Origin of the sequence: Metasolibacillus sp. (assembly GCF_025291715.1) — a bacterium.
Classification (GTDB): domain Bacteria; phylum Bacillota; class Bacilli; order Bacillales_A; family Planococcaceae; genus Metasolibacillus; species Metasolibacillus louembei.
Genome location: NZ_JAMBIZ010000042.1, coordinates 1 through 21851 on the forward strand (window position 1 = coordinate 1; position 21851 = coordinate 21851).

Consider the following 21851-nt stretch of genomic DNA (forward strand, 5'->3'; position numbering starts at 1 on the left):
ATTGAACCGCCGTATACGGATCCGTACGTACGGTGGTGTGAGAGGACGGGAGTTAATCGCTCCCTCCTACTCTATTTAAAGAATTGCATTTGCTGATAAACTGAGGAAGGCGCAAATATCTTGCGGGAAGTCGCAAATAAAAAGAGGAAGCCGCAAATATCTGAGGGAAAGTCGCAAATAAATAGAGGAAAGCGCAGATATCTTGGGAAAAGCCGCAAATAAAAAGAGGAAACCGCAAATATCTTGTGGGAAACCGCAAATAAAAAGGGATTTCGCAAATATCTGAGGGAAAGTCGCAAATAAACAGAGGAAAGCGCAGATATCTTATGGGAAATCGCAAATAAAAGAGGACTTCGCAAATATCTGAGGGGAACTCGCAAATATCTTGGAAAAAGTCGCAAATAAAAAGAGGAAGCCGCAAATATCTTGTGAGAACTCGCAAATAAAAAGAAGAAACCGCAAATATCTGAGGGGAACTCGCAAATATCTTGTAAAAAGTCGCAAATAAAAAGAGGAAGCCGCAAATATCTTGGGAAAAGTCGCAAATAAACAGAAGAAAGCGCAGATATCTTATGGGAACTCGCAAATAAAGAGGGCTTCGCAAATATCTGAGGGAAAGTCGCAAATAAAAAGAGGAAAGCGCAGATATCTTATGAGAAACCGCAAATAACTACACTATAAAATACGCAACAACAAATGAGGTGATAGTGGATGAAGAAAAATATTAGCTTACTGCTTATCCTCCTTTTAATAATTATTGCAGTTGTAACATATATAAAAGGGCAAATTGAGGATAGCCAACGACTTGCAGAGGCGACGATTGGACAAGAAGTTGAGCTAGTTGGCTTGAAAAAGGGAGAGCTGGCACCTAATTTTACTTTACAAACATTGGATGGGCAAACCGTGTCATTAGAAGATTACCGTGGCAAAAAAGTGGTGATTAACTTTTGGGCAACATGGTGTCCACCTTGTAAAGTGGAAATGCCACATATGCAAAATTATTATAAAAAGCATGCAGCAGATGATAATGTAGAAATTTTAGCAGTAAACCTAACATATCAGGACGGCTCACATAAGCAAATTCAGCAATTTGTTAATGGGCTTAATGTACAGTTTCCTGTTTTACTTGCTGAGACAAAGGATATTGCTGAAGCCTATAAAATATTAGTGATTCCGACAACCTTTATGATTGATTCAGAAGGGCGTGTGCAGCATAAAATTACTGGACCACTTAGCCTAGAGACATTGCAACAATATGTAGCGAAATTAAAATAAAACAATAGACGTATCATTTTCTTCTATTATTCATAATTTGTTTAGTAGGAGGTTAGTAGATGCGCAAAAGCCGAATTGTTTTATTGTTTTGTGTCGTTGCGATTGTTGGAGGTAGTTTATTTTTATGGAACAGTGACTTTTTTTCTGCAAAAAAGGTACCTACAGAGGAATTATCAGTTGTTGATGAATTGTATACATTAATTTCACAGCAATCTGTGTATGACACATCGTCGAATGTGTTAGTAGAAGGAGCATTACGTGGTATGGCATCGGCAATTAAAGACCCGTATAGCACATATTATAGCGAACAGGAGGCTGCCATACATAGACAGTCACTTGCAAGCGAACGAGTAGGGATTGGTGTGGAGCTAGCAGAGACACATGGGAAGTTTGTCATTATTTCACCTGTTAAAGATTCACCGGCGGAAAAAGCAGGTGTGCGCCCATTGGATGAAATTGTCCAAATTAATAATGAGCGACTTGAAGGTAAAACAATGGGTGACGTTATGCGTTTAATGCAAGGGAAAAGCGGAGAAAAAGTAACGCTTGTCTTATATAGACCACAGGCAGAGCGTCATATTAAGCTAACAATTGAACGAGCAGCATTAAAAAATGAAACGGTAGAAGCTGCTGTTATTGAACGGGCTGAAGAAGCATTTGGTTACGTATCGTTGAGCATGTTTGGTGAAAAAACGGCAGAAGAGTGGAAAAATGCTATTGCAGAAATAAGTAAGAAAGATGTAGAAGGTTGGATTGTCGATGTACGAGGTAATCCAGGGGGATATTTGCATAGTGTAGCAGAAATTATTAGTACATTGGAAAACCGCGAGCGCATTTTCGCCTACATGCAAAATAATGTAGGCGCATTGGAGCCATTAGCAACACAACCAGAGTTAATCGACGCATTGACAAAGCCAATTGTTATTTTGCAGAACGAAGGGAGTGCTTCAGCGAGTGAGGTATTCTCAGCTGCCATGCAGGCGTGGGAGCGTGCAACAATTATCGGCGATACAAGCTTTGGCAAAGGGACAGTACAGAAGTCTTGGGAGCTGCAAAATGGTGGTGAGGTAAAGCTATCTACAAATAAATGGCTTACACCAACAAAGGAATGGATTCATGGCAAAGGTGTTTTACCAGATATAGAGGTAAAGCAGCATCCGCTCTTTACAATCGAAATGATGCCTTTATTAGGCACTTTCCAGCAAGGGGACTTTAGTGAAGAAATTGCTTATGTGCAAAATATATTGAATGAGCTCGGCTATTCTATTGGACGAACAGATGGCTTTTTTGATGAAGAAACAGTTGAAGTTGTCCAACAGTTCCGTAAAAAGCACGATTTAGTTCAGGGAGAAGAGCTAGATGAAAGCTTCTTTACTGCACTACAGGAAGAGGTGCTTTCCTATAAAGAAAAACCAGAGCATGATTTGCAGCTTGAAATGGCGATTAGCTTTTTATTGCATGAGCTAGAGAGTCAAAAGTAATTTTATATAGTCAGGACAATTTGCGCTACGCATTATAATAAGGTTTTGCTACAATATAGACTAGGGATTGTAAAACAAGAAGCTTGGTAGGTGAAGTTGTGTATATAGATATTATCGTAGAAGTACTAATGGCCATTTTACGTTTTATTATGAACCCATTATTATATATAGCTGCATTCTTTGCAGTTTATCTTGGTTATAGACGTGTGAAACGTGAGCGACGTTTTTTTAAAATTCGAATTTTAAATGGTTGGTCAGAGTTTGCCAATTTCGCAAAGGTCAGTTGGGCTGCTAGCATTCTCATATCTATCATTATATTAGCAGCTGGCTTTGTTGTGCCAAGTGAATTTTTATTGCTATTAACAGCTGTTAGCATTGTTACAGTGCTTGCTTTTATATTCCATTTATTATCGCCGATTGTGACGATAGCGGTTAGCTTTAGTGTACTTGCTGGGCTAGCGTATTTCGGAAAAACATTTACTGTGTTGGGCTTTACATTCGAAGGCTTTGCTTATGAGTATGGTGCGGCAATGACTGTTACACTAATTGCTGGGATGCTATTGATTATAGAAGCTCGTTTTATTCGTAAAGTAGGACCTCAATTTGCTTCACCAATTATAGAGCAGACGAAGCGTGGTAGGAATGCTGTTGCATATTTTAGCAAAGGTATTCAACTCGTGCCGTTATTTTTCATTGTTCCAGGCGATGCTATTGCAGCTTATTTGCCATGGTGGCCACAATTTAGTTTAGGTGCTAGCGAGTTTTCGCTTGTGTTATTCCCATTTGTTTTTGGCTTCCAGCAAATAACGAAGGGCACATTACCCACTTATTTTTACCCAAAGTATAGTCGTTCCATTTTTATTTTGGCACAGCTCGTATTAATTGGTGGATTAGCTTCCTATTTCATACCATTGATTGGTGTTATGACATTAATAAGCGCAGCAATCGTTCGCTTGCTTATTAGCCTTTACTTCAAAATCCAAGAACGCACAGATGCATATGCGGTTGCTCCACTCTCAAGCGGTGTTATTATTGCAGGTGTATTGCCCAATTCACCTGCTGAAAAAATGGGCTTAGTAGCAGGTGAAGTCATTCGTAAAGTGAATGGCAAAAACGTATTAACTGAAAGTGAGCTGTACGAGGCACTTCAAGTAAATGCAGCACATTGTCGTTTAGAAATATTAAACCATCAAAACGAAGTGCGCTTAGCACAGCATGTTGTGCATAGCAACGATCACTATAAAATTGGATTGCTATTAGTTAATTAAAGAGGCTGTTTGGAAAGAAGGTGCTTTCCAAATGGCTTTTGTATTTATTGTTGCTGACTATCTTTAGAGAAGGCTAGAAACACCGTTAATTTCCGTTACGAGGGACACTTTCTACGGGCGCAGGCTCCAACTAATTTTTTTTAACTAGGGCTGAAAAAATGGATTTTCCGCCTACGTTGTTTCCATGAGAGTCGCCCCCTCCACTTCAATCAACTAGAAAAAGCTTTTATGTAATAAAATAGCTAAAAACATACCATTGAACTTGATAAAAAGTCACTGACATGCAATGTCTACCTTTTTAAAGAAAGGTAATATACTTTCTTGTGACAAAGACTTTTTCAATTGATTGACATGAGGATGGCTTGAGTACTCCTATGGTTACTTGTCATAAAGCGAGCTAATCGTAACGGAAATTAACAGCATGTTTAGCCTTCCCAAAAAACAAGCAAATAAGCTCATCTATCTCTTTGAAGGAATTGTGTTTATTTTGCCAACTACAGTTTTTAGTAATATTCCTTTTAGATGAATAAAGGTTAAATTTTTCCGATTGCAACTTCCAACGTATGCTTAGCGTCTACATTGTGTACAATAACTTCGATATATTCGCGAAAAATGACGAATAATGTTAGCAATTATATCGTGCTGAGTATGTTAAAATGAGTATAAAACATAGTGCTTTTGATGTAGAGGTGATAGCCAATGAGAGATTGGTTTACAATAGCAAATTTAGAAAACATAATAGAGCAGTATCATTTATTAGGACCGATTTTTGGCATCTTTTTAACAGCTCTTGAAGCATTTATCCCCGTGCTTCCGCTCGTTGTCATTGTGATAGCGAATGTTAATGCATACGGCATCATTTTGGGAATTGTTATTTCATGGGCTGGTTCTGTTGTTGGTGCATATGGATTATTTTTAGTAGCGAGACGATTTGGTAAACATCCGAGGCTACAAAGATTCGTGCAAAATAAACGTGTACAAACATTAATTAAATGGGTTGATATGAAGGGGTTAGCGCCGATCTTAGTGCTATTATGCTTCCCGTTTTCACCGGCGGTCATTATTAATATCGTGGCAGGGTTATCCCATATTCGCAAGTACTATTATTTAGTAGCACTTATTATTGGGAAGTTTGTGATGATTGCTGTTACAGGAGGACTAGGATATGATTTACGTGCGATTTTAACAGATCCGAAAAAATTAATTTTAGTCATATGTGGTATTATCCTACTATGGATTATTGGCAAATGGGTTGAAAACAAATTAAATAAACGAGTGGAGCGCGATTTGCGAGCAGTAAGTAAGGAAAGCCATTCATAAGAAATAGAGCCGTTTGAAAGGATGTTATCTTTTTAAGCAGCTCTGTTTTTATTTTTGTAAACATGTGTTCTGTTATATAATAGAAAAAAGAGGAGGGGTCGCATGGCTTTACGCATCATTTCAGGACGAGCTGGTACGGGGAAAACGACGATGCTTCAGCAAGAAGTTGTACAGTATTTGAAGGAAGATCCTTTAGGTCCCCCATTATTTATTATCGTGCCTGATCAAATTTCATTTAAAACAGAGTATGATTTAACGAATCGCTATGATGTGCGTGGAATGATACGTGCACAAGTGTTGACATTCAAGCGTTTAGCTTGGTTTATTTTGCAGGAAACAGGTGGCATTGCACGCGATAAAATCGATAGCTTTGGCTATCGCATGTTGATTCGTCGTATTTTACAGGATAATAAGGAGCAATTTTCAATTTTTACACAGGCTGCAGGCAAGCGAGGATTTACACAGGAAATAGAGCAGCTGCTGCGAGAGTTTAGCCAATATGATATAACAAGCACCTCCATTATAGAACTAATAAAGGAGCTTGAGACATATGGTGCGGCACATACATTAGTAGCGAAAATGAAGGATTTTCAAATTATTTTACAACAGCTTGAGGAAAATATTGGAGAAGGTTATGTGGATGGAGAAGGCTTTTATCCAATTTTAGTTGAGCAATTAAAAAACTCTGAAAAAATCAAGCACTCTGAAATATATATTGATGGTTTTACCTCATTTACAATAAGGGAATTTGCTATTATCGAGCAATTGCTATTGTTAGCGAAACGTGTCACGATTGTCCTGCCTTTTGATAGTGAATATGATGCAGCAGATCCACAAGCATTATTTCATCGTGCTGCCTTTACATACGATAAATTAATGGATTTTGCTATGCAACACCAAATTGATGTGGAGGATCGGATACATTTAACAACAAATTATCGTACACAGCAATCCGATTTAGCACATATTGAAGAAAATTTTCATAAATCAGTTCCTACAGCACAAACTGCATCAGGAGCAGTACAAATTATTGAAGGAACGAATCGCCGTGCTGAAGTGCAAGGTATTGCACGGGAAATAATACGTCTCGTAACAGAGGAACAAATGCGCTACAAAGATATCGGTATTATGTATCGTCAAGCAGATATATATGATCCACTTATTGCAACAATTTTTCAGCAGCATGATATTCCGTTTTTTATGAATGAAAAGCGCCCAATGCTGCATCATCCTTTTATTGAATTTATGCGCTCCTCACTAGAGGCAGTCATTTCAAATTGGCAATATGAGCCTGTCTTTCGTGCAGTGAAAACTGACTTATTTTTACCATTAGACGAAGAGGCGAAAAATTATCGAGAGCAGCTCGATAAGCTTGAAAATTTTGTGATAGCAAAGGGCATTATCGGAAAGCGGTGGCATGACAATGACGTTTGGCAATATCGTAGATTTCGCGTTTTAGAAAAAATGGGTGCTGTACAAACAGATAAAGAGCTTGAAATACAGCGGATGCTAGAAGAGGCACGCCAAATTGTCCGAGAACCATTGCTACAGTTGGAACAAGCTTTAAAGAAAGCGAAAACGGGTTTAGAGATAGGACGAGCTTTATATGATTATGCAGAGCATTTACAGCTATATGATAAGCTACAAAAAATGAAGGAGCAGGAGCTTGAAACGGCGTCTGAATTAGCAAATGAGCATGATCAAGTATGGAATGGCTGGATAAATATACTTGACCAATTTGTGCTTATGTTTGGTGAACAAGAAGTAACATTGCAGCAAGCAGCAGAAATGCTAGATGAGGGGTATGATTCATTAAGGTTTTCTAGCATCCCACCAACAATCGATGTAGTAACGATTGCGACAGTAGAATATTCACGCTTCAACAATATAAAGGCCGTGTTTATTGTCGGGGTAAATGATGGTGTTTATCCGATGCGTATTGATAAGGAGGGGCTGTTATCCGATGCCGACCGTACTTATTTTGACAAGTTAGATTATGAATTAGCACCAAATGCTAAAAATCGATTACTTCAGGAGGCATTTTTAATTTATCAGGCTTTTGCTTCACCGACAGACAAGCTGTATATTGCGTTTGCAAGTGTAGATGAGGAAGGTAAAAGCTTGCTGCCATCGCTTTATATCACTCGACTGCATAAACTATTTACCGTTCAAAATAAGCGTACATTACCGCATATACGTATTTTCATTGATCCTGTTGAAGAATTGGATCAGCATAAAATATTATCTTATTTGCGTCATCCAAAGCCAGCAATTGCTTATTTAGCGACACAGCTAAAAGAGACAGAGCAAACGAAGTTACTTGCAGCAGAATGGCGGGCGCTACGAGCATTTTATCGTCGTTACCCTGAATGGGAGCGAATGCTCCAATTTGTGACAAGACCATTATATACAATTAATAAAGCGGAGCCATTGCAACCAACTATAACAGAGAGGCTATACGGTGAGGAACTACAGGCAAGCGTTTCACGCATTGAGAAGTTTTATCGTTGTCCATATTCACATTTCGCCACATATGGTCTGCGCTTAGAGGAACGGGCAGAATATCGCTTAGAAACGTTTGCAATGGGTGATTTATTCCATGAAGCACTACGCACGATTTTAACGAATGGGGATATGCCACCAGAAAATTACCGTCAATGTCTACAAAGAGCGCGAGAGGTTGTCGAGCCACTTGTCCATATTTTTTCTTATCGTATATTAGAAAGTAATTCACGCTATTTATATATTAAGGAAAAGCTAATTCGCGTTGTAGCACGCACATTATTTGCGTTAACAGAACATGCAAAGGTAGCAAAATTTAAGCCACTTGTCCACGAAAAGCCATTCGGTAAAGTAGATGATAAGACGATGAAAAAAGGGATAAAGCCATTACCTGCATTAGAAATTCCACTAGAAAATAAACGGAAAATGTACTTGCGAGGGCAAATTGATCGCATCGATGCGTATGAGGAAAACGGGCAATTGCATTTGCGTGTAGTAGATTATAAATCATCGAGTCGAGACTTAGATTTAAATGAAGTGTATCACGGTATTTCATTACAGCTTTTAACCTATTTAGATGTGGCAGTGAAAAATGCCAAGGAGCTACTGGCATTGCCTGAACACCAAAATATTGCTGTAACTCCAGCGGGGGTATTGTATGTTCATGTGCATGATCCTTTAATTCGTTTAGAGGAATATGTTGATGAGCAAATGCGTGAATTACAGCGTCTTGAGAAATATCGTATGCAAGGGCTTTTAACGAATGAAATTCCTGTATTAGAGGCAATGGATGGGAATTTATTAGAACAAAAAAAATCACCTGTTATTCCAGTAAGCATGACAACTAAAGGAGCAATTGGTGCGTACTCTAAAACGGTAGATGTAGAAACGATGCCAGTTTTGCAGGATTTTGTGATTGCAAAGCATAGAGAGGCAGGTAATAAAATATTCACAGGAGTGACAGATATTTATCCGTATAAGTTAAAAAATCGCACAGCCTGTGATTATTGTGCGTTTAAAGCAATCTGTCAATTTGACCCATCAGACGGGCATCAACAATATCATAATTTATCAGTGAAAAAGACAGATGACCTTATCGCGCGGGTAAGAAAGGAGTGTGGCTATAGTGACATTACTGATACCGAAGAAACCGAATGATGCGCAATGGACGGATGAGCAGTGGAAGGCTATTTGGGCAACGGGACAGGATACGCTTGTATCAGCAGCTGCAGGGTCAGGGAAAACAGCAGTATTAATTGAGCGTTTGATTCAAAAAATTATTGCCGAAAATGAGCCGCTCGATGTCGATGAATTGCTCGTTGTTACTTTTACGAATGCCTCGGCAGCTGAAATGCGAAGCCGTTTAGCAGATGCATTAGAAAAGGAAATTGCGAAAGATCCAAATAACCGCTTTTTGCGACGTCAATTAAGCTTAATTAATAAAGCACAAATTTCAACACTACACTCATTTTGTTTAGCCATTTGTCGTCAATATGCTTATATGATTGACCTTGATCCAGGATTTCGCATCGCTAGTCAAGATGAAGTTGTCTTATTGCAGGATGATGTGTTATCAACGATTTTAGAGCAGGCCTATAGCGAGGATGGAGAGCTATCACAGAAGGCTGTGTATGAGCTTGTTGATAGCTTTTCCTCTGATCGACACGATCAGGAAATTGAAGTGTTGCTATTACAGCTTTATAACATGTCGCGTGTACAGCCGGCACCGTATGCATGGTTAGATACACTCACGCAGGAATACGATATTGCGCCAGATGCAACAGTTGATGATTTAACATTTGTTGCACAATTAAAGAGCTCCATTTTAAATTCTTTATATGCAGCTGAGCATAATTTACTGACAATGAAGCGCTATGCTGAAGGTAATTTTGGCATTGGGACGTATCATACGCTAGCGACAGAGGAGCTTGCCTTTGTGCAGGTGGCGATTGATAAGCTCAAAAATAGCACATGGCAAGATATTTATGAGCATATGCAAAAGGTACAATGGGGTAGGCTGCCGACGATTAAAAAGTCAGATGAGGCAGATCCGCAAATAAAGGATATAGCGAAAGCACATCGTGATGAGGCAAAGGATATTGTCAAAGCGATAAAAGATACATTTTTTATACGTAAGCCTCAAATTTTACTTGATGAAATGAGACGAATGAAGCCCATTATTGAAACGCTCGTTCAGCTTGTGAAAATATTTAGCGAGGCATTTAAAGCTGCGAAACTAGAGCGTGCATTTGTCGATTTTTCCGATTTAGAGCATTATGCATTAGAAATATTGACAGTGGAAACGGACAAAGGAATTGAACCATCAGCTGTAGCGAAGGATTTCCAAAAGCGCTTTAAAGAAGTGCTCGTTGATGAGTATCAGGATGTCAATTTATTGCAGGAAACGATTTTACAGCTTGTCAAATCAGGCGATGAAGCCAAAGGAAATTTATTTATGGTTGGCGATGTTAAGCAGTCAATCTATCAGTTTCGATTAGCAGAGCCACGCCTATTTTTACGCAAATATAAAAATTTTACCGAAAATCCAATCGATACAGGCTTAAGAATTGACTTAAATGCCAATTTCCGTAGTCGCTCAGAAGTGTTGCAGGCAACGAACTATGTGTTTGAGCGCGTCATGGATGAGGTAGTTGGCGAAATTAATTATGATGACCAAGCGGCGCTAAAGTTTCAAGCACATTATAATAAAACGAATATTCCTGTTGAATTTGTTGTAATTGACCAGTTTACTGAGCAGGAGGAAGAAGCGCTTGATGAGGAGCTGGAGGAATTAAAAACATCACAACAGGAAGCGCGCTACATGATTCGTAAAATTCAACATATGATGGAAAAAGAAATGCCAATTTATAATCCGAAAGATGGTACAACACGACCGATTCGCTATAGCGATATTGTTATTTTAATGCGCTCGATGACATGGTCAGCAGATTTTACAGAGGAATTTAAAGCAGCGGGAATTCCGTTATATGCAGAAACATCAAAAGGCTATTTCGATGCGTTGGAAGTAATGATTATGTTGAATGTCTTAAAAATTGTAGATAATCCATTTCAAGATATTCCACTTGCATCCGTATTGCGTGCTCCATTTTTCGGTTTAACAGAAAATGAGCTTGCAGAGGTGCGTTTAGCAAAGCGTAATGTACCGTTTTTCGAAGCTGTCACTGCATTTATGAAGGAGCCAACGAATGCAAAAGTTGAGGAAAAGCTTCATTACTTCTTAACGCTATTGGAAAAATGGCGCCAGCTTGCACGGCGAGGCTCGCTCGCTGATTTAATATGGACCATTTATTTAGATACAAATTATTATGAGCTAGTTGGGGCGATGGCGAACGGCAAGCAGCGACAAGCAAATTTAAGAGCACTACATGATAGAGCATTGGCATATGAGAAAACATCGTTCCGAGGTCTGTTCCGATTTTTACGCTTTGTGGATCGTATGAAGTCACGAGGTGATGATTTAGGTATTGCTAAATCGATTGGTGAAGGTGATGATGTTGTTCGTTTAATGACGATTCATTCCTCTAAGGGACTAGAGTTTCCTGTTGTTTTTGTTGCAGGCATTGCCAAGTCTTTTAATCAGCAGGATTTCAAAGGCTCGTATTTATTTGACCAAGATTTTGGGCTTGCTGTAAAGGCGATTAATACCGAGGAACGTACGATGTTCACATCATTGCCATACTTAGCTATGAAGGAAAAGAAAATAGCGAAACTTAAGGCTGAGGAAATGCGTATACTTTATGTAGCGATGACCCGTGCAAAAGAGCGTCTAATTTTACTAGGCACGGTGAAAAATTGGGACAAGAAGCTTGCAAAATGGGGAAATCATCAAGATTTGCCACCTAAAGAGTTATTGCCAAATTATTTACGAGCGAGTGCCAATTCATTTTTAGATTGGCTAGCACCTGCTCTTGTAAGCCATCCAGACTTTTTAACGAGAGCAATACAGGATGAGGCATTCAGCGAGCATGAGGCAATCGTACAAAAGGATTCGCTATGGTCAATTACAGTATTGGCTGCCGAACAATTGCAAAACACAGAGGAGCAAGAGACATTTGTGCAATTGTTAGTGGAGGAAGATGTCGATGAGCAGCTTGTTGAGCAGTTAACAGAGCGTTTCACAGCAACATATCCATACAGGCAATCGATAGCAAAAAAATCGAAAACGTCCGTTTCTGAAATTAAACGCTTTGAGGCATTGCAGCAGGAGGAGGATATCGTCTACAATCCGCAAGCAATGAAGCAAGCATCCATTGCTAAACGGCCAAGTTTTATACAAGCAAAGGCTTTGTCAGCAGCAGAAATGGGAACGATTATACATGCTATTATGCAGCATGTGCCACAGCAAGGCTTTGCAACGCTTGATGAGGCCAATGAATTTGTTGCAAATTTAGTTGTACGTCAAGTAATAACGAAGGAAGAAGCGGTGATTGTAAACATGGAGAAAGTGCTCACATTTTTCAACTCACCAATCGGTCTACGCTTTAAAAATGCAACGCGACTGCTGCGAGAAGTGCCATTTACAATGAGTCGGATGGATCGTGAAGGAGACAACCAAATCGTCCAAGGGATTATTGACTGCTTGTTTGAGGAAGATGGCCAGTGGGTACTGTTAGATTATAAAACGGACAAAATTCGCCCACCATTTGATATGGAGCCTGCTCTAACAGAGGAAATGACGAAGCGTTATCAATTGCAGCTTCAAATTTATAGCGAAGCAATTGAAATAATTAACAAAACAAAAGTAAAAGAAAAAATATTGTATTTATATGATATTGGACAAACTGTTGTGCTTGAATAGTTTAACAATAAATTTTAGCTGCCTGAAATTTTTCAGGTAGCTCTCTTATCAAAAAGGAGTCATAACTGTGAAATTTCAACCTACATTAATGCATGAACGGGTACATACGATTGATATTTTACGCGGTGTGAGTTTACTCGGTATATTGCTTGTCAATATGTTTGGCTTTTACTTGCCACAGCCACATATCGATATTGCTTATTGGTTCACTGAGGCAAAGGATATTATGTGGCGGCAAACGCTAGATATTTATGTGCAAAGTAGCTTCTATCCGCTCTTCTCTATGTTGTTTGGCTATGGATTAGCGATGCAATATATGAAATCACAAAGAACAGGCAGCAATTTTTATAAATTTGCACCGAAGCGCCTCTTTATTTTATTTGGAATCGGCTTGATACATGCCTTTCTTATTTGGTGGGGCGATATTTTAGTAACATATGCATTTTGTGGCTTCTTTTTAATTGCCTTAATGCGTTTGAAAAGCTCATGGATGGTCGCACTAGCCATCATGCTTAATGCTTTACTGCATGGCTTTATATTATTTGCTTTGTCGATTCAAGGTATAGCAAACATGGAAAAGACAGCGCAATTTGTTGATATTACGATGGTGCAAAATGCCATCGTCGCATATGGGACAGGTACATGGAGCGATGCTTTTACACAGCGCTTAGCCGATTTGTCAGTACAGATGAGCCTTGGCGCATGGTTTGCCTCATTATTTACGATTTTGCCATACATGTTAATTGGGGCAGCAGCTGCAAAATGGCGCTTAATTGAGCGAGCAAAAGAGTTAAAAGTAATGTGGCTTATGCTAGCGATCATTGGGATAGGGTTAGGACTTTTCATTAAAAGTGCACCATATATGCTCACATATACAAACTTGCTAGACTATGTAAAGGTGTTTGTCGGTGGTCCAATTTTAGCGCTTGGCTATACGGCTGCGATTGTTGTTATTTGTTTATTGCCCTTTGCTTTAAAGCTATTATCACCATTTGCCAAGCTTGGGCGTATGTCGATGACGATGTATATTATGCAGTCAATTGTTTGTACATTTATTTTCTACAATTTCGGCTTAGGCTTGTATGGAAAAATGTCAGTTCAAATGGGAACCTATATGGCACTTGGCATTTTTGCTGCACAGCTAGTCATTGCAGAGCTATGGTTGTCGAAGTTTGCGCAAGGGCCGCTGGAAGCTATTATAAAAAGATTTACTTACGGTGAAAAATTATCAGAAAAATAAGGCTTTTTGTTGCATAATGATGTATGATGTAGAAAATGAAACTTCAATTAGTAGTTATTCGTTCACTATTAAGAAGAAACTTTCATTTAGTCAGACATTTACGGGTAGATTGATAGCTGTCTGTACATGCGAGATAAAAAAGAAGGAGTGCAAACACGATTATGAAACTATTATCATTTAAATTAAATGGACAAGTAAAATTTGGACCGAAAGTAAAAAAAGAAGAAGCGGTTTGGGATGTGTTAGCAATCCAAGATGCGTTACAAGTTTTTCCTTCTTTTCCGTCAACGATTATTGAGAGTATTGCATTAGGCTTTGACTTTGTAGAAAAAACAAGAAAATTAGTAGATGCCGCACAAAAAAGCGAAAACGCGGAGCAATTTAAATATACATTTAATGAAATCGAATGGTTAGCACCAATTCCACGTACACCAAAAAATATTTTATGCGTAGGCAAAAACTACGGGGACCATGTACAAGAAATGGGTGGAGATACAGCACCGGAAGATATTGTTGTCTTTACAAAAGCACCGACAGCAATTGCAGCAGATGAAACGACAATACCCGTTCATGCAGAAAAGACAGCAATGCTAGATTATGAGGGTGAACTAGCTATTGTCATTGGCAAACGTGGTAAGGATATTCCAAAAGGGCTTGCTTATGACTATATATTTGGTTATACAATCGCCAACGATTTAACAGCACGCGATTTACAAGAAAAGCATAAGCAATACTTCTTAGGAAAAAGCTTAGATGAATCTTGCCCAATGGGACCATATTTAGTATCAAAGGATGAAATTCCAGATCCACAAGTGTTATCAATTGTCACAAAAGTAAATGGTGAAGTACGTCAAAATGGCTCCACGAAAGATATGCTGTTTAACGTAGCAGACATTATTTCAATTTTATCAAAATATGTGACATTAGAGCCTGGCGATATTATTTTAACAGGCACGCCAGCAGGAGTAGGTAAGGGCATGAATCCACCAGCATTTTTAAAAGCAGGCGACGAAGTGAAAGTTTCCATTGAAGGAATTGGCACACTTGCAAATCGCTTTGCATAAATAATTGAAGTAGAACCCGAATGTATGTGAATAGCATCATTCGGGTTTTTCTTTGAAATTGTGTGAGAATTGTGTGGGTGCCTGGCACCATATTCATTGAAACTACTTATCTCACATGATAGGATAGGTCATGAAGAGAAAAAATGAGGTGGGATACGAATGAGTTTTTTAACAAGCACAACGCATCTTCATATTACGACATGGGTACTTGCACTTGTACTATTTTTCATTGCTGCATTAGCAAGTAAGCCAAACAAAGGCGTACATATGACATTGCGTGTTATGTACATTTTAATTATTATTTCTGGTGGCGCATTATTTATGGAATGGCGCGGTAATGTTGCGGAGAGCAATATGTTTTATGATATGAAAGTATTGTTTGGCATACTTGTCATCGGCTTCATGGAGATGATTTTAGTACGTAAAACAAAAGGGAAATCTACAACGATGTTCTGGGGATTGTTTGCTATCGTGTTATTAGTAACACTTTATTTAGGGCTATCAATGGGAATCGGTATGAATTTCTAAAATAAAAGGTGCAGAGCAATATGTCTCTGCACCTTTATTTTGTTCACGTATTTGCCGTATTTCGTTTTAATTTACAGGATTGTCATAGATAAAGGGTGCTGAAGTTTGGTAAAATGACGATGAACTATTGTGAGCTAGGAGAGAACTTCAAATGAAAATAATGAAATGGGTTTCTGCAGTAATCGCTGCATTTTTAATAATATCTCCATTATCAGCTGTCAGCTATGCTAAGGAGACACGAACGATTACAGATGAAAGTATATATGATGTATTAGTTGACCGTTATTTTAATAAAAACGCAGGCAATGATATCAATGTAGATCGACAAGATGCTGCTCAATTTGCTGGCGGTGATTTCAATGGCTTAGTGGATCGACTTGCAACAATAAAAAAAATGGGCTTTACAATTACTTCGATTGGATCTGTATTCACGACAGAAACATATGATGGTTGGACACCAACAAGCTATGAGCAATTAGAGCCTCATTTTGGTACAGAGCAGGAGCTAAAAGATTTAATTTCAGCTTACAATAAAGAAGGCATTGAAATCATGGTGGACTTCCCATTATCCAATGTTAGTGTGAATCATGAATGGGTGAAAGATTCAGCAAAACAAGCATGGATTAAGTCAGAGCACAATGGGCTTGTGCAATGGGATTTAGCAAATGCTGAAGTGCAGGCTGCTTTACAAGAAGCATTAATGCAATTTGTCAACAGCTATGATTTTGGAGGTATCCGTTTAACGAATATTACAGACGCAGACACTGCCTTTTTAAATCGTTTAATTGATTCCTTGAAAGCACAAAACAGCGCACTATATGTCATTTCAAACGAAGCGAGTGAAGCCAATTTTGATGCCGCATTTGCAGCAGATGCGGCATCAGTATATCGCAATATGTTTAAAAATGTCGATTTATCAACAGCTGATTTGCTGAAAGATGTTGAACCTTACTTAGAAAATCAAGAGGCAGCACCACAATTAATGATTGATTCATTACAAACAGATCGCTTTGTGTTGGATGCAACAGAGCAAAAAATGTTCCCACCTACACGCTTAAAGATGGCGATATTGCCATTGATGTTTATGCCTGGTGTGCCAGTAATGCAATATGGAACAGAAATTGCGATGAATGGTGAGGCAGGAGAGCAAGCACATCAAATTTATAATTTTAAAACAGAGGAAGAGCTCGTTGACTTCATCGGTAATTTGCAAAGCATTCGAAATAAATCTGCTGCGATGCGTCAAGGTGATTTCGCACTAGTAGAAAATGATAATGGCTTAATTGCCTATACACGCAAGCTGGAAGACGAGCAATGGCTAGTTATTGCAAACAATACAAGTAAAACGAAGCAAATTATTTTGAAGGCAGAAGATATTGGTGAAGGAAAAGAGCTACGCGGTGTATTGAGCAATGAAATCGTTAAGCAAAATAAAAATAATGAGTATGTTGTTGTGCTAGACCGAGAAGTTTCCGACGTTTACCAAATTATTGATGAACGTGGCTGGAATATTCCTTATTTAGTAGCATTAGGAATTGTTTATCTGTTATTTGTTACCTTTGTTACCGTCATTATCAAGCGTGGTCGCCAAAAACGTAGCACAAAGGATGCTATTCAATAGTTAAAAATACCTTATCATTCCTTTTTTAGGAATAGATAAGGTGTTTTTTTATGAAAAAAGAAAAAATTTTTTTATGAAATTTTTTAAAAAAAGAGCGAAAATATATTAAATTATTGGTTCGACATGCGAAATATGGCATATTTTCTACTGTTGTTCTATATAAAATAAAAGTAAATAAGCAAAAGAGACATAAAAATTCGACTTTCGAATTAACAAAAGAAAATATTATTTCTTCATAACTATTCAACTAGTCTTAATGTTACATATATTACATATATGTATGTTATTCATAATGAATGTAAATTCAATGTAACGCAGATATTGTCAATTCAGAAAGTAATTGTTTGAATATTCTTATATCTAAGAAGGGACATTATAATTATTTTGATATAATTTATTCTTCACTCTAAATTGATAGAAAAATAGCGCATAATGCAGAATAAAAAGCATTAACTAGCACTTTAAAGTGATAAAGTAAGAAAAAAATAAAAAGGACTTGTCAAAAATATTATTTAAATTTAGAATCATGTTATGTCAGAATAGCTAAAGATGGACATATTGACTTTGAAGATTTACAAAGAGTATAATGTGAAGCGGTATAGTCAGCTTTTATATTATACTATCAAGAATGAGGGAACAGTTTTGAATAATTGATTTTTTCTGAATAATAAATTGTCATAATATTCTCAACTGGTTGCTTGAAAGGAGAAAGAATTTGAAAACGTCAGAAGAGCTTTTAGTAATTAAAGATTTACATACAGGTTTTCGAATTAAGGATACATACTTCGATGCAGTAGATGGTGTATCATTAACGTTAAGAAAAAACGAAATCCTGGCGATTGTTGGCGAATCAGGCTGTGGTAAAAGTACATTAGCCACATCAATTATTGGACTTCATGACCATAATAAAACGCGAGTGCAAGGTGAGATTTTATTTAAAAATAAAAATCTTGCAAAATTAAGCGAGGATGAGTTCAACGATGTTCGTGGTATGGATATAGGAATGATTTTCCAGGATCCGCTTTCTGCATTAAATCCATTAATGCGTATTGGGGAGCAGATTGAGGAAAGTTTAATTTATCATACTAAATTAACAAAGGAACAACGTGTAGCTCGAGTTTTCGAACTATTAACGCAAGTTGGAATTCCAAACCCACAACGTGTTGCAAGACAATTCCCACACCAATTATCTGGTGGTATGCGTCAGCGTGTTATTATTGCGATTGCGATTTCTTGTAAGCCGCAAATTATTATTGCGGATGAACCGACAACGGCTTTGGATGTAACAATCCAGGCTCAAATTTTGGACTTACTAAAAGACTTACAGGCAGAGACAGGCTCAGGTATTATCTTAATTACACACGATTTAGGTGTTGTAGCTGAAGTAGCTGATCGTGTAGCTGTTATGTATGCCGGTCAAATTATCGAAGAGGCACCAGTAGAGGAATTATTTAATAATCCGAAACATCCATATACGCGTTCATTATTTAATTCAATTCCACAAATGAACTCGGATGGGAAAAAACTAAATGTTATCGAAGGTATCGTGCCTTCTTTAATGAAATTGCCACGTCAAGGATGTCGTTTCTCACCACGTATTTCTTGGATTCCGGAAAGTGCGCATGAGAAAGACCCTGTGTTGCACGAAGTAGCACCAAATCATTTTGTAAGATGTACGTGCTATAAGGAATTCTACTTTAAAGGCGAAGAAGGAGGACGTGCATAATGAGCTTTATGCAAATAAAAGATTTAAAAGTCCATTACCCAATTCGCGGTGGATTTTTTAATACAGTAATTGATAACGTATATGCTGTTGATGGCATTTCAATGGAATTCGAAAAAGGAAAAGCTTATGGCTTAGTTGGCGAATCAGGCTGTGGTAAGTCAACAACAGGTAAGTCTATTATTGGCTTAGAAAAAATTTCTTCAGGATCTATTATTTATGAGGGTGAAAATGTAACGAACAAGCGTCGTGATCGTACGTCGGCTTATAATCGTGATATTCAAATGATTTTCCAAGATTCTCATTCAAGTATGAATCCAAGAAAGCGTGTACAAGATATTTTAGCAGAGCCAATTCGCAACTTTTTGAAGCTAACGCCTCAGGAGGAAAGCCGCAGAATCAATGAGCTTTTAGCGATTGTTGGTATGCCAGAAGATGCGAAATTAAAATATCCACATGAATTTTCAGGTGGTCAAAAGCAACGTCTTGGTATTGCACGTGCGATTGCGACAAATCCTAAATTAATCATTGCGGATGAGCCAGTTTCGGCACTTGATTTATCTGTACAAGCACAAGTATTAAACTTTATGAAAGATATACAAGAAGAGTATGGCTTAAGCTATTTATTTATTTCACATGACTTAGGTGTTGTGAAGCATATGTGTGACTATATTTCTATTATGTATAAAGGACGTTTCGTAGAGTCTGGTACAAAGCATGATATTTATGAAAATCCACAGCATATTTATACAAAGCGCTTATTATCTGCAATTCCAGATGTTTCACCAATGGGACGTGAAGAGCGCAAACGTGAGCGTATTGAAGTAGAACGTAACTATCAAGTAGAGCATAAGCAGTATTTCGATGAAAATGGTCGAGTGTATGATTTAACACCAATTTCAGACACGCATTTTGTCGCTGCAACTTCTTCAGCTTTGAAGGGAGGCAATTAATATGTGGAAAACGATTATTAGACGTTTCTTAATTATGATTCCACAATTATTTGTGCTGAGTTTATTAATTTTCATTATGGCGAAAAACATGCCTGGTGATCCATTTACAGGTAAAATTACGCCTGAAACAGATCCTGCACGTATTGAAGAATTGCGTGAAATAAATGGTTTGAATGATCCATGGTATCAACAATATGCGCGTTGGGTTGGTAATGCTTTCCAAGGGGAGTTTGGAAACAGTTATACGTACAAAGTAAAAGTATCAACATTAATCGGTGAACGTGCGTTAAATACGTTCTGGTTATCGTTATTAACAGCTGTAATGCTTTATGCAATCGCAGTGCCATTAGGGGTATTGGCAGGGCGTTTCCATAACAGCTGGTTTGACAGAGGGGTAGTTTTATATAGTTTTGTAAGCTTTGCCATACCGACATTCGTATTAGCATTAATTTTGCTATACTTCTTCGGTTATCAATTACACTGGTTCCCAACAACAGGCTCAGTAGATGTGCGTGAAGTGCCAGGCTCGGCTGGCTATTATATGAGTAAAATCTATCATATGATTTTACCTGCATTTACAGCAGCGATTTTAGGAACGGTTGGAATTATCCAATATTTACGTACAGAAGTAGTGGATGCAAAAGGCATGGACTATGTACGTACAGCACGAGCAAAAGGTGTGCCAGCACGTAAAGTGTATTCTCGACATATTTTCCGTAACTCGTTATTACCAGTTGCAGCATTTATTGGTTTTACAATTACGGGCTTATTAGGCGGTTCTATTTTCATTGAAACAATTTTCGCATATCCAGGTATGGGGCAACTATTTATTTCGTCTATTGCATCACGTGACTATAGTGTTATCACGGCACTCGTTATGTTATACGGCTTCTTAGCGTTATTAGGTAGTCTATTATCCGATATTATTATGAGTATTGTTGACCCACGAATTAGGATTGAATAGACAAAATAATAAGTTAAGGAGAGGTGAAAAAAGTGGTTAAAGAGAAAGACAATAAAAAAGAACAAGAAATCGTCAGCGCTCCGCCAACAGGCTTTCAAGTAATATGGCGCGAGTTTCTAAAAGATAAAGTGGCGATGTTTTCATTAGTTTTGATGGTTTTAACGATTTCAGGTGTTTTTATCGCATCATTATTTTTCGACCCAGCAGAGGTCATGAAAGTATCGTTACGTGATAAATATGCACCACCGAGTGCCGCTCATTGGCTTGGAGCAGATATTGGTGGTAGTGATATTTTTGGACAGTTGATTATCGGGGCTAAAAACTCGTTATTAATTGCGATTGCGATTACATTAATTACAGGTATAGCAGGTATTTTTATCGGTTTAGCCTGTGGTTATTTTGGTGGCTGGATTGATAATATGTTTATGCGTATTATCGACTTCTTCATCACATTGCCATCTTTAATGATTATCATTGTATTTATTACAATTGTACCGAAGTATACAGTTTTTACGTTTATTATCATTGTGAGTATATTCGGTTGGACTGGTATTGCACGTCTCGTACGTTCAAAAGCATTATCAGAAAGCCGTCGTGATTATGTAAATGCTTCGAAAACGCTTGGTACAAATGATTTTGTTATTATTTTCAAGGAAGTAATGCCAAATATTAGTTCTATTTTAATTGTTGAAGCAACATTAAACTTTGCAGGGAATATTGGGATTGAAACAGGTTTGACTTTTTTAGGCTTCGGTTTACCACCGTCAACGCCTTCATTAGGAACACTTGTAGCATATGCAAATAACCCGTTAGTTATGTCAACATATTGGTGGGTATGGCTACCAGCAGCATTATTTATTTTAATTTTAATGCTTTCAATCAACTATGTTGGACAAGCTTTACGTCGTGCAGCAGATGCTAAGCAGCGCCTAGGTTAATAGCATGAAGAGAGAAATTTAGAAAATATTTTCTAAATTTCTCTCAAAATTCATGAAATTACACTAGACTTTTTGCATATAAAATAGTTAAGATATGAAAGTAGTAACTTTAAATAGGTGCTTCTTGAATAAACTATTAATTTATTATATTCAAA

General features: G+C 37.8%; 14 protein-coding genes. All 14 read left to right on the plus strand.

Annotated elements, in window-relative coordinates; translation table 11 throughout:
• Nucleotides 1-711: 711 nt before the first annotated feature.
• The 14 genes from M3Z76_RS18045 (at nucleotide 712) to M3Z76_RS18110 (ending at nucleotide 21696) form a co-directional block, all read left to right on the plus strand.
• Nucleotides 712-1275: a TlpA family protein disulfide reductase gene (locus tag M3Z76_RS18045; RefSeq protein WP_293929536.1), complete on the plus strand. Its 564-nt coding sequence runs from the start codon at nucleotides 712-714 to the stop codon at nucleotides 1273-1275.
• Nucleotides 1276-1334: 59 nt separating this feature from the next.
• Nucleotides 1335-2756: a S41 family peptidase gene (locus M3Z76_RS18050; protein ID WP_293929535.1), complete on the plus strand. Its 1422-nt coding sequence runs from the start codon at nucleotides 1335-1337 to the stop codon at nucleotides 2754-2756.
• A 98-nt stretch (nucleotides 2757-2854) separates the two neighbouring features.
• Entirely contained in the window at nucleotides 2855-4024 is a 1170-nt protein-coding gene (locus M3Z76_RS18055) for a PDZ domain-containing protein (RefSeq protein ID WP_293929534.1), read from the plus strand.
• A 699-nt stretch (nucleotides 4025-4723) separates the two neighbouring features.
• Nucleotides 4724-5344: a TVP38/TMEM64 family protein gene (locus M3Z76_RS18060; protein ID WP_293929533.1), complete on the plus strand. Its 621-nt coding sequence runs from the start codon at nucleotides 4724-4726 to the stop codon at nucleotides 5342-5344.
• Between the two features lie 102 nt (nucleotides 5345-5446).
• On the plus strand, nucleotides 5447-9004 hold the full coding sequence (gene addB, locus M3Z76_RS18065; RefSeq protein ID WP_293929532.1) for a helicase-exonuclease AddAB subunit AddB: 3558 nt from the start codon (nucleotides 5447-5449) through the stop codon (nucleotides 9002-9004).
• The gene (gene addA / locus M3Z76_RS18070; protein ID WP_293929531.1) at nucleotides 8973-12665 is read left to right on the plus strand and encodes a helicase-exonuclease AddAB subunit AddA; all 3693 of its coding nucleotides are present in this window, start codon (nucleotides 8973-8975) and stop codon (nucleotides 12663-12665) included. The genes addB and addA overlap by 32 nt, the downstream gene beginning before the upstream one ends.
• A gap of 67 nt (nucleotides 12666-12732) precedes the next feature.
• A complete protein-coding gene (locus M3Z76_RS18075; protein ID WP_293929530.1) occupies nucleotides 12733-13905 on the plus strand; it encodes a DUF418 domain-containing protein in 1173 nt (390 codons plus the stop codon).
• A 161-nt stretch (nucleotides 13906-14066) separates the two neighbouring features.
• Nucleotides 14067-14969, plus strand: a complete 903-nt coding sequence (locus tag M3Z76_RS18080) for a fumarylacetoacetate hydrolase family protein (RefSeq protein ID WP_293929529.1) — start codon at nucleotides 14067-14069, stop codon at nucleotides 14967-14969.
• 159 nt (nucleotides 14970-15128) lie between these two features.
• Nucleotides 15129-15497, plus strand: a complete 369-nt coding sequence (locus M3Z76_RS18085; protein WP_293929528.1) for a YisL family protein — start codon at nucleotides 15129-15131, stop codon at nucleotides 15495-15497.
• A 151-nt stretch (nucleotides 15498-15648) separates the two neighbouring features.
• Nucleotides 15649-17118: an alpha-amylase family glycosyl hydrolase gene (locus M3Z76_RS18090; RefSeq protein WP_293929527.1), complete on the plus strand. Its 1470-nt coding sequence runs from the start codon at nucleotides 15649-15651 to the stop codon at nucleotides 17116-17118.
• A gap of 715 nt (nucleotides 17119-17833) precedes the next feature.
• Entirely contained in the window at nucleotides 17834-18844 is a 1011-nt protein-coding gene (locus M3Z76_RS18095; protein WP_293929526.1) for an ABC transporter ATP-binding protein, read from the plus strand.
• Nucleotides 18844-19794 carry an ATP-binding cassette domain-containing protein gene (locus M3Z76_RS18100; protein WP_293929525.1) on the plus strand — a complete coding sequence of 317 codons (951 nt, stop codon included), beginning with the start codon at nucleotides 18844-18846 and terminating at the stop codon, nucleotides 19792-19794. Before M3Z76_RS18095 ends, M3Z76_RS18100 begins: the two co-directional genes overlap by 1 nt.
• A 1-nt stretch (nucleotide 19795) precedes the next feature.
• Entirely contained in the window at nucleotides 19796-20758 is a 963-nt protein-coding gene (opp4B, locus tag M3Z76_RS18105; RefSeq protein ID WP_293929524.1) for an oligopeptide ABC transporter permease, read from the plus strand.
• Nucleotides 20759-20790: 32 nt separating this feature from the next.
• Nucleotides 20791-21696, plus strand: coding sequence for an ABC transporter permease (locus tag M3Z76_RS18110; RefSeq protein ID WP_293929523.1), 906 nt, complete (start codon nucleotides 20791-20793; stop codon nucleotides 21694-21696).
• Nucleotides 21697-21851 lie beyond the last annotated feature (155 nt).